This is a genomic window from Burkholderia sp. F1 (genome assembly GCF_050813845.1).
GTDB classification, from domain to species: Bacteria; Pseudomonadota; Gammaproteobacteria; order Burkholderiales; family Burkholderiaceae; genus Burkholderia; species Burkholderia ubonensis.
In genome coordinates this window covers 582,690-594,782 of the sequence record NZ_CP172423.1, presented here as the reverse complement: position 1 = coordinate 594,782, position 12,093 = coordinate 582,690, and the positions used below count along the sequence as shown (strand labels likewise).

The 12,093-nt window shown below is 69.7% G+C and carries 12 protein-coding genes and 1 pseudogene; 4 read left to right on the top strand and 9 right to left on the bottom strand.

All coding sequences use genetic code 11. From position 1 onward, the window contains the following. Window positions 1–36: 36 nt before the first annotated feature. The 3 genes and pseudogenes from ACFIMZ_RS36910 to ACFIMZ_RS36900 form a co-directional block, all read left to right on the top strand. Window positions 37–777: a hypothetical protein gene (locus tag ACFIMZ_RS36910; protein WP_431825620.1), complete on the top strand. Its 741-nt coding sequence runs from the start codon at window positions 37–39 to the stop codon at window positions 775–777. 184 nt (window positions 778–961) lie between these two features. Beyond that, entirely contained in the window at window positions 962–2,641 is a 1,680-nt protein-coding gene (locus tag ACFIMZ_RS36905; RefSeq protein WP_431825619.1) for a DKNYY domain-containing protein, read from the top strand. Window positions 2,642–2,782: 141 nt separating this feature from the next. After that, window positions 2,783–2,866 (top strand): annotated as a pseudogene (locus ACFIMZ_RS36900) (ferredoxin--NADP reductase); the annotation flags it as partial. A gap of 462 nt (window positions 2,867–3,328) precedes the next feature. Here ACFIMZ_RS36900 and ACFIMZ_RS36895 read toward each other — a convergent pair. The 9 genes from ACFIMZ_RS36895 to ACFIMZ_RS36855 all read right to left on the bottom strand — a co-directional run bounded on the left by ACFIMZ_RS36895 (window position 3,329) and on the right by ACFIMZ_RS36855 (window position 10,906). Next, entirely contained in the window at window positions 3,329–3,970 is a 642-nt protein-coding gene (locus ACFIMZ_RS36895) for a hypothetical protein (protein WP_431825618.1), read from the bottom strand. 5 nt (window positions 3,971–3,975) lie between these two features. After that, the gene (locus tag ACFIMZ_RS36890; RefSeq protein ID WP_431825617.1) at window positions 3,976–4,161 is read right to left on the bottom strand and encodes a hypothetical protein; all 186 of its coding nucleotides are present in this window, start codon (window positions 4,159–4,161) and stop codon (window positions 3,976–3,978) included. Then, window positions 4,158–5,327, bottom strand: coding sequence for an MFS transporter (locus tag ACFIMZ_RS36885; protein ID WP_431826050.1), 1,170 nt, complete (start codon window positions 5,325–5,327; stop codon window positions 4,158–4,160). Before ACFIMZ_RS36885 ends, ACFIMZ_RS36890 begins: the two co-directional genes overlap by 4 nt. 215 nt (window positions 5,328–5,542) lie before the next feature. Beyond that, window positions 5,543–5,980, bottom strand: a complete 438-nt coding sequence (locus ACFIMZ_RS36880; protein WP_431825616.1) for a FixH family protein — start codon at window positions 5,978–5,980, stop codon at window positions 5,543–5,545. Continuing rightward, complete coding sequence (locus tag ACFIMZ_RS36875) at window positions 5,977–6,894, bottom strand: branched-chain amino acid ABC transporter permease (RefSeq protein WP_431825615.1); 918 nt, start codon at window positions 6,892–6,894, stop codon at window positions 5,977–5,979. Before ACFIMZ_RS36875 ends, ACFIMZ_RS36880 begins: the two co-directional genes overlap by 4 nt. Then, complete coding sequence (locus ACFIMZ_RS36870; protein WP_431825614.1) at window positions 6,891–7,814, bottom strand: branched-chain amino acid ABC transporter permease; 924 nt, start codon at window positions 7,812–7,814, stop codon at window positions 6,891–6,893. Before ACFIMZ_RS36870 ends, ACFIMZ_RS36875 begins: the two co-directional genes overlap by 4 nt. 1 nt (window position 7,815) lies before the next feature. Next, complete coding sequence (locus tag ACFIMZ_RS36865) at window positions 7,816–8,535, bottom strand: ABC transporter ATP-binding protein (RefSeq protein WP_431825613.1); 720 nt, start codon at window positions 8,533–8,535, stop codon at window positions 7,816–7,818. After that, entirely contained in the window at window positions 8,532–9,773 is a 1,242-nt protein-coding gene (locus tag ACFIMZ_RS36860; protein ID WP_431825612.1) for an ABC transporter substrate-binding protein, read from the bottom strand. The genes ACFIMZ_RS36865 and ACFIMZ_RS36860 overlap by 4 nt, the downstream gene beginning before the upstream one ends. 197 nt (window positions 9,774–9,970) lie before the next feature. After that, the gene (locus tag ACFIMZ_RS36855) at window positions 9,971–10,906 is read right to left on the bottom strand and encodes a LysR substrate-binding domain-containing protein (RefSeq protein WP_431825611.1); all 936 of its coding nucleotides are present in this window, start codon (window positions 10,904–10,906) and stop codon (window positions 9,971–9,973) included. Window positions 10,907–11,062: 156 nt separating this feature from the next. Here ACFIMZ_RS36855 and ACFIMZ_RS36850 point away from each other — a divergent pair, with 156 nt between their 5' ends. Beyond that, window positions 11,063–12,079 (top strand): alpha/beta hydrolase family protein, encoded by a 1,017-nt coding sequence (locus ACFIMZ_RS36850; RefSeq protein ID WP_431825610.1) that lies wholly within the window; start codon window positions 11,063–11,065, stop codon window positions 12,077–12,079. The last annotated feature ends 14 nt before the right edge of the window (window positions 12,080–12,093 follow it).

Genomic DNA, 12,093 nt, shown 5'->3' with positions numbered 1-12,093 from the left:
TATACCGTCGATCGTCGCTATTTACGGTTTTCGTGATTGAATCATATAATTTATTTGTCAGATTTGAGTTTGCCATCTGACAATTTTGCGAGCTTCCAGTCGCATCATGCGGTCGAAGTCTTCTTCATATGCAGTGAAAAATTCAACAAGGAGATTCTTATGAGATCGGTGTGTATGGGCGTGATTTCGTTTATGTGTGGCGTTGGCATGGCTATTGAGCCGGTGATTGCCGCGGAATTATTTCAAGCATCCGAAGTCGCTGCGAATAATATTTCAAGCGCGAGCGGAAAAAAGGGGGGCTTTAAACTGGATGCCGCGCAACAAGCCGAGCTCGATCAGGCGCTCGGTTCCTATCCCCGGCAAAACTATCAGGGGCCTTACTTTGGCGCGACGCCTTACTGGAATCCAGGCTCGGGGCCTTTTTGTCTCTACAATTGCCCCCCGCCGGTAGGCAGCGTATCGGCATCTCCTCAACAAGTCAGCGTTCCGCAAAATGGGACGGGCGCAACAACGCTGCACTGGACATGGGATGAATCGCGCAGACAACCGATTGCCGAATATGCATGCCTTTGGGTGAGCGCCGGTAATGAACCCAATGCTCACATGGTGGATTGTGAACATCCTGGTAACCCATATACGGTCAATGTTCCCTGGATCGCGCCTGGCACGTATACATTCTGGGTGGCTCTGGGTAACCCCAAGGGAGGGCCTTCTACCGTGCCAATTGTCAATCTGATTCGATTTGCCCAGACAACCGTGGTAGGCATTTCCCAGTAGTTGCGGTGACGTTGCCAAACGCGTCGACACAAACCACCCTCCAGCAGTTCCAATGCAACCCGGAATGATATATTCCCGCGCAGTGTTGAGCGTGCTGTGCTCTTGGGGTGGTTAAGCAAGGCGACCCGGCTGCGGCCGGGTCCCATCCGAGTATTCTGTAAAAGACGATAACAAGGATTTCCTGATGTCAGAGCCGTTGTTGCTGGTTGCCACTATCCCGTGTTCCGCGGCCGCCTTCCGTCGCTGGCTGGATGCCCCGGCCGACGCGGTGTTTGACGATTGGCCGGAAGTGCTGGCGGGTCTGCCGCCGACGATTGCCGCCGCCACCATCAAGGACGAGCTGATTAAACGGATGGCCAACGCGCTTACCGCTGGCGACGGGTACCTGCTGTGCCTGCATGACCAGGCCGCGCGCGAATTGCGCTTCGCCGCCTACGAGAACTATGGCGACACTGTGCAAAGCCGGGCCGCCATGCGCGATCTGCTGGCCCTGCTGCGTACCGCCGCGGACTTCCGCGACGGCAGGAGCGAGGACCATGCCGTGGTGTACGACCTGGGCAGTACCAAGCCGGTGGCCATCGTCGGCATTCGCCAAGGCCGGAGCGAGGTGCTGGCGAGCACGGAGGCGGTCTGGCCGGAATGGCTGCGCGACTGGTTGGTCAGTCTCGGCGAGATCGGTCCGGATGCCGACCTGAGTCGTGCACTTGCCCCGCCCTTGCTGCGCGGACTCAAGCAGCTGATCAACCTGGGAGCGGCCAAGGCGACGCCGCAGCAGCCTTTCCGCTATGACCTGGAATTCCACACCGACGGCAGCCAGGTCATTCACCACAGCTTTGTTAACGATCACCCGCCGGCCGTCGTGGCGGGAGCCGACCCCGGCTCGTTCCGCCGCGTTACCGCCGGCAGCCATGGCGAGGCGTTCTATGCCGACCGCCACGGCGTGTGGTACCTGGATTTCCAGAGGCGCCTGTATCGCCTGCAGGACCGTACCGGCACCATGCTGCGCGGCTTTCGGCCTGGCGGCGCGGACGGCGAACCGCTCCTGCTATGCGGCAACACCGTCCGGCACCTGGTCAGGACCGACTATGTGGACAACACGCCCGCAGGCCGGCAACGCTTATTGGAAGAGACGGTGCAACGAGGCGGCCTGCCGGTGTGCGAAGCGGTGCACCAGCTTTTCTGGTTGGCGCATGCCGACGTGGACGGCGCCAGCTTCCGCCATCTCGACGAATACCTGTTCGAAGACGACAAGCATGTCTACCTGATCGCGACCGACAGCGCGTTGAGCATGCTCGATGGTATCCATCCGGGTACGTTGCAACGTGTCGGCGACCTGTGGTGCAGTGCCGATGAAGCTTTTTTCTGGTCACGGCGCATCCCGCTGCGCCATGGCCCCTTGCGCCATCTGGGCGGCCACTACTATGGCGACGACCGGCACGGCTACTACCTGCACGGCACCCTGGTGCCTCTGGAGGGAGCCGGTGGAACACTGGTCCGCGCGCCTTTCCATCGCGCCCTGGCCTACGACGGCGGGCAGGTATGGTACGAAGGCAAGCTGGTGCCGGATGCCGATGGCGACACGGTAAGCGCCGTGCCGAATGCAGGCTTCCACTATTGGCAGGATGCCCGGCGGGTTTACTACGCCGCGCACCCGCTGCCCGGCGCTATTCCCGGCGAGTTGCGGGTCTTTCCCGAATCGGTCTACGCCCGCCAGGGGCAGGAGATCTACTTCATGCAGGTGCCGATGCTCAACGCGGACGCCGACAGCTTCGAAGTCATCGACTGGTGCAGCGCCCGTGACGCCAGGCACGTGTATTACCGTGACGCGCCGCGCACCGAACTGGCGGAGGAGGAAGATGAATAGGCGATCGCGCAGTGACTCAAGCCATTGACGCGCATGCGTCTCATCATGTTGGGTACCGTCACGTGTCCAACGAGACGGAGGACGGCTTATGGGCCGGGTAAGGCTACGTGCGCCGCTTCATGCATGCGATTCCCGACGCCGGGGAGGTTGATGCGCGACAAGCTCGTCTACTACCCGACGGTCACCCGCGAGTCGTACCGCAATTGCGGCCGCATCACGAATCTGGCTCTTGTCGGTGTCTCCGGCCGATAGCGCGGACGCGCGCCGCCCGCATTGTTTGCAAACTGCCAGGAAAGAAAGCGAAGGAAAGCAAGGAAATAGGCATTGCAAAACCGGCACCATCTTTGAAGCTGGTTGTTGTCTCTCTTCTTTGCGCGTGCTCGGTTCTTCCTTTAAGCATGTTTCTACCGTCCGAAGCATGTCCGACGCTTCTCAGCTCGACTCGTTTCTGGGGTTACACGGTCTGCCTCGCCTGTTCGACCGGTGCATTCCATGCATTCCTCACCGGGGCACCCATGACTGCAAGAATCTTGTTCAACGTGTCGCCCGCGGCACTGGGTGCGTACATGGGGGCCATTACATTGGGGTTCATGTCGGGAAGCTTCCTGTCCGGACGCTATTCATCGAGCCGGCAGTTGAGCGGGGCGATTATGTGGCTGGGCCGCGCGAGCTGGCCGCGATCGGCCGCTACGTCCGCCCCGGCTCGCCACGCATCATCACGCGCCGCACCAGTGCGCGCCATTGCGCGGCACGCGCCGGCGCGCACGGGCGTTCGAGCGTCGCGACCCGCAGCCGCGGCGGCACGCGCATGCCGTCCGGCGGCGGGCCGTTCATCCCGCACACCGTAAATCCGTGACGGGCGAACGTCGCGTGGCGCTCGTCGAGATCGGGAAACACCGCGCAGCGCACGGCCGCGCAGCCGTCCAGTTCGGCCAGCGCGGCGATCCGCGCCAGCAGCGCGCCGAGCACGTCGGCGGCGTGCGCGCCGTCGCGCACGTACAGCCGGCGGATCTCGCGCGGGCTTCCGGGCCCGCCGCCGGCCGCGACAGCCGCAACCGCCGCGCAACCGAGCGGCACGCCGTCGACGCGCGCGACGTACACGGCGCCGTGCGGCGGCGCGTACGGACCCGGCAGCGACGTCAGCTCCGCACCGAGCCGCGGCATCGTCACGCCGTGCCGCAGCAGCGCCATTTCGTATTCGAGCAGCAGGTCCTGCACGATTTCCTCGTCGTCGGGAAACGTCGCGACGCGCACGTCGACCGGACGCGCGCGCGCCGCGGCGCCGAGCCGGGCCGGAAGCGAGGAGGAAAGCGTGGACGAAAGCGTCATGGGCGTCACCCGCAGAGCGAGAAGCCGGTGAGCAGCGACAGGAGCGCGGACGGCGTCAGGTAGCCGGCGAAGCTCCACGCGACGAGCGCGAGCAGGCCGAGCGACACGGCCCCGACGCGCGCGATGCGCATCGTGCGGGCCGCGCGGCCGGAGCGGACCGCGTGGCGCGCGGGATGGAGTGCGGTACTCATGCGGGCTGGGCCGCCGCCGGCACGGCGAGCCGCGCGACGCGCCGGTCGTTGATCGGCAGGTGCAGCAGCCCGGCGATCACGCCGAGCGCGATCGAGCCGTACCACAGCAGGTCGTACGAGCGGGTCGCGTCGTACACGACGCCGCCGAGCCACACGCCGAAGAAGCTGCCGAGCTGATGGCCGAAGAACACGAGGCCGAACAGCGTCGTGATGTAGCGCACGCCGAACACCTGCGACACCACGCCGTTCGTCAGCGGCACCGTGCCGAGCCAGATGAGCCCCATCACGAACGAGAACACGTAGAGGCTCGCCTGCGTGAGCGGCAGGAGCACGAACAGCGCCATCGCGGCCGAGCGGATGAAATAGATGCCCGCCAGCAGGTACTTGCGCCGCAGGAAGCCGCCCGCGTAGCCGCACAGGAACGTGCCGATCGTGTTCGCGAGCGCGATCGTCGCGAGCGCGATGCTCGCCTCGCGCGCGGTCATGCCCTTGTCGAGCAGGTACGCGGGCATGTGCGCGGCGATGAACGCGAGCTGGAAGCCGCACGCGAGAAAGCCGAGATTGAGCAGCCAGAAGCCGCGGTGCGACAGCGCTTCCTTCATGGCCGCGCGGATCGTCTGGTCATGGCCGCCTTCGGCGCCGTGGGTGACCGGGCGATCGCGCAGCCAGCCGGCGAGCGGCGCGGTCGCGAGCATCACGACGGCCAGCACGACGATCGCCGTCACCCAGCCGAGCCCGCCGATCATCCCCTGCGCGAGCGGCACCATGCAGAACTGGCCGAGCCCGCCGATCGTGCCGGCGACGCCGAGCGCCCAGCCGCGCTTGTCCGCCGCGAAGAGCCGCGACAGCGCGCCGTACACCGCGCCGAATGCGGTGCCCGACAGCGCCACCCCGACCAGCACGCCGGTGCCGAGCGTATAGACGCCCGTGGTCGCCGCGTACGCCATCACGAGCAGGCCGAGCGCATACAGCACCGCACCCACGAAGATCACCCGCGCGGACCCGAAACGGTCGGCGATCATCCCCGTGAACGGCTGCGCGACGCCCCACAGCAGGTTCTGCAGCGCGAGCGCGAGGCCGAACGCTTCACGCGACCAGCCGCGGTCGAGCGTGACCGGCATCAGGAACAGCCCCTGCACGTTGCGCACGCCGAGCGCCGCGCCCATCACGATGCCGCCCGCGATCACGAGCAGCCAGCGGCGCTTCCACGCCTCTTCAGGTCCGATCACCGTCGTCTCCTTCTCCTGTTGGACACGTTCATGCGTCCGTCGCACGCAGGCGACGACCGTTCGGCTATTAGAGCGCCGGCCGGACCGTTCCCTCAAGTGACTCTTCAGGCGGCTTCGCATGCACGGCGCGCATGCGAGACGGTCAGCCGGGCTCAGCCGGCGCTGCTGCCGCCGCCGTCGAAGCGCAGCTTGCGCACCACGCGGTCGCGCACCGGCGAGCTGAACGTCAGCTTCACGAGCCACACGCCGTCCATTTCCAGCGCGAGCCGCGCGCGGTAGTGCCCCGGGCGGCCGCCGGGCGCCGCGTCGACCGGCGCAAGGTTGTGCGCCATCGGCATCGACGGCATGTCGGCCGTCACCGTGAAGCGCGCGCCGTCGACGGGCGCGTGCGTGCGCGGGTCGGCGAGATCGATCGCGCAGTCGTAGGCGGACGCGGCGCCGGCGGGCACGCATGCGATCCGTGCGTCGGGCGGCGCGGCCCGCGCGGCGGGCACGGCCGTCGACAGCGCGGCGAGCGCCGCGACGACGCGCGCGACATGCCGCATCGGCCGGGCGAGGGCACGGAAAGGGGCGGGATGCGGGAAGGTCATGCTTGCTCCGGTTGGCGTCGCGCCGCGCGGCGGCGCGGGCGTCGCAGCGGCAGCCGCAGCGACGCGACGAGGGTTTCGTCGATCAGCCCGCGCGGGCGCACGACGAGGATCACCGCGACGAGACCGCCGAACACGATCATCCGGTAGCCGTGAAACAGCCGGCTGCCCTCGAGCAGGCCGAGATCGACGGCGACGCCCGCGAACGGCCCGAGCGGCGCGCCGAGCCCGCCGATCAGCGCGTACGACAGCCCGTGGATGCCGAGCATCACGTCGAAGTTGTCCGGCTCGACATAGGTGTTGCAGTGCGCGTACAGCGCGCCGCCGAGCGCCGCGATCCCGCCCGCGAGCGCCGCCGCGCCGAGCTTCGTGCGCCGCACGTCGATGCCGAGCGCGCCGGCGAGCGCCGGGTCCTCGCCGGTCATCCGCAGCGCGCGGCCGAAGCGCGTTCGTTCGAGCACGACGAGCCCGGCGAGCACGAGCGCGAGCGCGCTCCACACGACGAGCGCGACGTCGCCGGGCGTCATCCCGTGCTCGAACACGTAGCGGATCCCGGCAAAGCCTTCCGCGCCGTTCGGGCCGACCGGCTCGCCGTCCGCGCCCGGCCGCTGCACGCGCACGACCGCCAGCGCCTGGCGCACCGTTTCGGCGGCCGCGAGCGTCGCGAGCGAGAAGCCGAGCGCGTGCAGCCGCAGCGTGAGCGCGCGCAGCACGAGCCCGGTGGCGACGCCGACCGCCGCGGCGAGCGCGAGCGCGGCCGCGAGCGGCCACGCGAGGAGCACCGTCGCCGCCGCGCCCGCATACGCGCCGAGCGCGAACGGCGCCTGCTGGCCGAACGACCAGTCGCCGCCGATCGCGAGCACGTACGCGGACAGCGCGAGAAACGCCAGCAGCCCGAAGTTCGCGAGCAGCGTCATTGGCCGGCCTCCACGCGGCCGAGCAGCGCGGCGCGCGCGCGGGTGCCGGGCACGAGCGACGCGAGCCCGCCGGGCCGCACGCACAGCACCGCGAGCAGCAGCAGGTTCGACGCGAGATCGCGGTATTCGGCGCCGACGCGGGCCTGCAGCACGGTCTCGACCGCGCCGAGCGCGAGCCCGCCCGCGATCGCGCCCGGCATCGAGCCGAAGCCGCCGAGCACCGCGGCGGCGAGCCCCTTGAGCGTCGCCCACATCGCGAACATCGCGCTCACCTGGCCCTGGAGGCCGGCGATCAGGCAGCCGCCGAGCGCGCCGAGCGCCGCCGCGAGCGCGAACACCCGCGCCGACACGCGGCGCACGTCGATGCCCATGAACGCGGCGGCCGCGGCGTCGTCGACGACCGCGCGCACCGCGAGGCCGAACCGGGTCCGGTGGATCAGCAGCCAGCAGCCGAGCGTCGCGAGCGCGGCGCAGCCGAGCGCGATCGCGTGATCCGCGCGCAGCGGGCCGGCCTGCCACGCGGCCGGCAGCCGCGCGAACGGCGACGGGAACGGGTTCGCGTGCGCGGGCAGCAGCAGCACGCTCGCTTCCTCGATCTGCATCCACACGGCGAAGCTGGCGGCCATCGCGGTGACGTTCGTGCCGACCTTCGCGCCGCCGCGATGCGGCGCGAAGCACAGGCGCTCGACGTACAGGTTCGCGACGAGCGTCGCCGCCACCGCGACGAGCGGCGCGGCGAACAATGCGGCGACGGGCGGCAGCGGCGCCGTCAGCCGGATCGCGGCGTACAGCCCGAACATCACGGTCGCGCCGTACGCGAGATTCACGCGCCGCAGCACGCCGAACACGAGCGTAAAGCCCGACGCGAGCAGCGCATACGACGCGCCGAGCGCGAGGGCGTCGAACGGCAGCGCGCCCATGTCAGCCCGCGGCGAAGCCGGGTTGCGGGGCCGGCGCGTCGCCGAGATACGCGCGGCCCACGGCCGGATCGGCGAGCACGCGCGCGGGCGTGCCGGCCGCGAGCACGCGGCCGCGTTCGAGCACGACGATGCGCTCGGCGAGCTGCGCGACGAAGCCGACCCGGTGCTCGACCAGCACGATCGCGACGCCGCGCGCACGCAGCGCGGCGAGCCGTTCGCGCAGCGTCGCCAGTTCGTCCGCGTCGAGCCCCGACGCCGGCTCGTCGACCAGCAGCACGCGCGGGCGCAGCGCCAGCGCGCGCGCCAGTTCGAGCCGGCGCCGCTCCGCGAAGGTCAGCGTCGCCGCGAGCGCGTGCCGCCGGTGCGCGAGCGCCGCGTCCAGCAGCGCGGCGTCGGCGGCGTCACGCCCGGCCGTGGCGAGGTTGTCGCGCACCGACAGCCGCTCGAACACCCGCGGCTGCTGCGACGTCCATGCGATGCCGAGCGCGACGCGCCGCCACGCGGGCACGCGCGTCACGTCGGCGCCCGCGAAGCGGATCGCGCCGGCCGTCGGGCGCAGCGTGCCCGCGACGAGGCCGAGCGTCGTGCTCTTGCCGGAGCCGTTCGGCCCGATCAGGCCGACCGTCTCGCCTGCCGCGACGTCGAGGTCCAGCCGGTCGATCGCGCACACGTCGCCGAAGCGGCACGTCACGCCGCGCAGCGCGACAAGCGCTTGCGTCACGGCTGGCGAACCGTCGGCGCGGCGCCCGCGAGCTCGCTGCGCGGCGCGGGCCGCTCGATGACAGTCCACTCGTTGCGGCGCGCCTCGACGAGCACGAACGGCTTGATCGACTCGCGATCCGCCGTGCGCTTCACCGGGCCGAGCAGGCCGTCGGCCGTCTTCATCGCGGCGAGTCCCTCGCGGATCTTCTCGCGGTCGGCCTGCACGGTGTCGGGCTTCGCGAGCACGCCGCGCGTCTCGATCGCGGCGCGGATCATATGGAGGATCTCCCACGCGGCCATGCTGTGCAGGTCCGCGTAGCCGCCATAGCGGGCGGTCTCGGTCGCGGCTTTCTGCGCGTCCGGGTTGATCGTCGCGAAGCTGGTCGGGATCACGAGCCCCTCGGCCGCCGGCCCGCACACCTTCAGCAGCTCGGGCGTCGAGCTGCTCGTGAGGCCGACCAGCACCTTCGGCCGCACGCCCTGGCGCTGCATTTCCTTGAGCACGCCGCATGCCGAGTACGGGTGCGCGGAGATCGCGACGACGTCGGCATGGGTCGCCTTGATCGCGCGCACCTGCTCGGCGAAGTTCGTGTCGTCGAGCAGCCAGCGCGTCTCGCCGAGCACGTCGAAGCCGGCCGCCTGCGCGCGCGGCTTCATCACCTGGTACCAGGTCTGGTTCGAGTGGACGAAGTTCTGCTCGACGCCGCCGTACACGGTGCGCGCGTCCGGGTGCGTGCGCCGGACCCACGCGAACACGTCGTCGTACATCGCATTCTCGTCGGGAATGTTGCGGAACGACCAGTCGGACATTTTCGCGAGACCGATCTTCATCGCGACGTCGGTGAAGACGGGCAGCTGCAGGCCGGAATCGGTCGCGTCGCCGGCCTTCTTCTGCAGCGACCCGTACACCGCCTGCACGACCGGCGAACAGGTCGTGCCGACCGCCGCCAGCGTGTCGGTCTGCGCGAGGCGCCGCACGATGTCGACGCCCTCGGTCGGCTTGCAGTTGTCGTCGAGGTAGCTGATCTCGATGCGGCCGCGCGCGCCGTCGCCGAGCTTCACGCCGCCCGCGCGATTGATGTCGTCGGCGGCGGCGCGCAGCGCCGCCTCGCTGTTGACGCCGAACGGGCGCAGCACGCCCGACGTCGCGCCGAAGCCGGTGATCCGGATCACGCGCTCTTCGGCGGCGGCGCGGCCCGCGCCGGCGAGCGTCGCCAGCGCGAGCGCGGCGGCCAACCAGGGTTTGAGGTGTTTCATCGCGAGTGCCTCCTGATGCGCGGCGGGCGGACGCCCGGCTCGGGCGCCGCGGACGCTGCGGTGCGGTCGTTGGAACGTCGTCGATTTCACCGCGTTGCGCCGAGCGCGGACAACTACCAGCTTTGGTAGGTGGCGGCGCGGCGCGGGGTGCGCGAAGGTCTCGGGGGGCCGGCGAACGGGCGTGGCCGGCCGGGGCGCTATGCGGCCGGCGACGGCGCGGCGGCGTCGCCCGCGGCCGTGCGGGCCTCGTCGACGATCCAGTCGACCACCGCGCGCACGTCGGCGCGCAGCGTCTCGTCGGCCTGGCACAGCCAGTATGCGTGGCCGGAGGCGCGGCCCGCGGGCGCGTCGCCGATCGCGACGAGCCGGCCGTCCGCGAGCAGCGGCTCGATCAGCGCGCGCCGGCCGAGCGCGATTCCCTGGCCGGCGAGCGCTGCCTGGATCACCTGGTCGTACTGGTTGAAGCGCAGGATGCCGCGCGGCCGCAGCGTGTCGAGGCCGAGCGCGCCCAGGTGATCGGACCATTGCAGCAGCGGCCGGCGCGCGCCGTCGAATTCGAGCAGCACGTGGCGGGCGACGGTGTCCGCATCGAGCGTCGTGATGCCGAGCGACGCATGCGCGACCGGCACGATCGTTTCGTCGAACAGGCGGATCGCGGCCGGCGGCACGCCGCTCGCCGGCGCATAGCGGATCGCGAGATTGATCCCCTCGGTGCGCGCGTCGAGCACCCGGTCGGTCGCGGCGACCCGCAGGTCGATGTCGGGATGGCGGCGCTGCAGGTTGCCGAGGCGCGGCAGCAGCCACAGCGCGGCGACGCCGATGCTCGCGGTGACCGTGACCGGCTGGCGCGCCTTCGGATGCGTCAGCAGATCGACGACGTCCTGCATCTGCTGCACCGCGGCGTCCGCCGCGCGGAACAGCCGCTCGCCTTCGGCGGTGAACGTGATCGCGCGGTAGCCGCGGTTCAGCAGCCTGACGCCGAGCGCCTCCTCGAGCGCGTTGACCTGGCGGCTGACCGCCGACTGGGTGAGACAGAGGTCCTGGGCCGCGAGCGTGATGCTCATGCGGCGGCCGACCGCGACGAAGCCGCGGACCAGGTCGAGCGACGGTAGCCGGACGAGCGGGACTGCCATGCGTGCTCCTCATGCGAGAGATGCAAGAAGATTGATTGAGCGAAACAGCCCGGTCAAGTGAAATAGGCACAGTGGCGTATCCGCGTGGGTCGTGCGCGGCCTTGGCGATGCGACACGCATGACACTCGGGCATGTGGAGATTTTCGAATGAGCGGAATGAGTGACAGGGACACGAACATCGCCGAGCCGGAATCGATTGCGCTGACGGCGGCGGACGGCTATCCGATCAAGGGCTTCGTCTGGCGCCACCGCGCGGGCCAGGACGATGGCGAGCCGCGGCCCGTCGTGATCGTCAACGCGGCGACGTCGGTGCGCTGCCGCTACTATTTCCGGTTTGCCGCGTACCTGCACCGGCACGGCTACGACGCGATCGTGTACGACTATCGCGGGATCGGCGAATCGCGGCCCGCGCAGCTCGCGCGGCTCGACGCGACGTGGCTCGACTGGGGCGAGCGCGATTTCGAGGCGGTGCTGCGATATGCGCTCGCCGAGTTTCCGGGCCAGCCGATCGACGTGGTCGCGCACAGCATCGGCGGCTTCGTCGCCGGCCTCGCGCCGTCGAACCATCTGGTCCGCCGCGTGTTCACGATGGGCGCGCAGTACGCGCACTGGCGCGACTACGCGCCGCGCGGCAAGCTCGCGATGCTGTGGAAGTGGCATGTCGTGATGCCGGTGCTGTCCGCGCTGTTTGGCTACTTTCCGGCCAAGCGCCTCGGCTGGATGGAGGACACGCCGAGGGGCGTTGCGCTGTCGTGGAGCCGCAGCCGGCCGGATTTCGAGGACACCTACCGGCGCGCGCCGATCGCGCGCGACGACGCGCAGCGCCGCGCGCTCGTCCGGCGCTTCGCCGGGATGCGCGCGCAGGTGCTCGCCGCGAGCGTCACCGACGACCCGTTCGGCACGATTGCCGCGATCGAGAGGCTGCTGCGGTATTTCACGCGCAGCAGCGTCGTGCATCTGCGGATCCCGCCGGATGCGATCGGCGTCGACAGCATCGGCCATTTCGCGTTCTTCCATAGCCGCTTCGAAGCGACGCTGTGGCCGATTTCGCTCGGCTGGCTGAAGACCGGGACGCTCGCGCCGGCGACGCCCGGCCGGATCGTGTCCGAGCGCGACGCGCCGAGGCAGGCCGATGCGGAGCCGGCGGTCGAGCATCAGATCGTGCTGTTGTGAGCGGGCGGGTTGAC

Bases quoted from the DNA above. Each gene is read 5' to 3' on its own strand.
- ACFIMZ_RS36905 (WP_431825619.1), top strand. From the start codon at position 962: ATGTCAGAGCCGTTGTTGCTGGTTGCCACTATCCCGTGTTCCGCGGCC.
- ACFIMZ_RS36895 (WP_431825618.1), bottom strand. From the start codon at position 3,970: ATGACGCTTTCGTCCACGCTTTCCTCCTCGCTTCCGGCCCGGCTCGGC.
- ACFIMZ_RS36890 (WP_431825617.1), bottom strand. From the start codon at position 4,161: ATGAGTACCGCACTCCATCCCGCGCGCCACGCGGTCCGCTCCGGCCGC.
- ACFIMZ_RS36885 (WP_431826050.1), bottom strand. From the start codon at position 5,327: ATGGGCGCGGCGCTCGGCGTGCGCAACGTGCAGGGGCTGTTCCTGATG.
- ACFIMZ_RS36880 (WP_431825616.1), bottom strand. From the start codon at position 5,980: ATGACCTTCCCGCATCCCGCCCCTTTCCGTGCCCTCGCCCGGCCGATG.
- ACFIMZ_RS36875 (WP_431825615.1), bottom strand. From the start codon at position 6,894: ATGACGCTGCTCGCGAACTTCGGGCTGCTGGCGTTTCTCGCGCTGTCC.
- ACFIMZ_RS36870 (WP_431825614.1), bottom strand. From the start codon at position 7,814: ATGGGCGCGCTGCCGTTCGACGCCCTCGCGCTCGGCGCGTCGTATGCG.
- ACFIMZ_RS36860 (WP_431825612.1), bottom strand. From the start codon at position 9,773: ATGAAACACCTCAAACCCTGGTTGGCCGCCGCGCTCGCGCTGGCGACG.
- ACFIMZ_RS36855 (WP_431825611.1), bottom strand. From the start codon at position 10,906: ATGGCAGTCCCGCTCGTCCGGCTACCGTCGCTCGACCTGGTCCGCGGC.
- ACFIMZ_RS36850 (WP_431825610.1), top strand. From the start codon at position 11,063: ATGAGTGACAGGGACACGAACATCGCCGAGCCGGAATCGATTGCGCTG.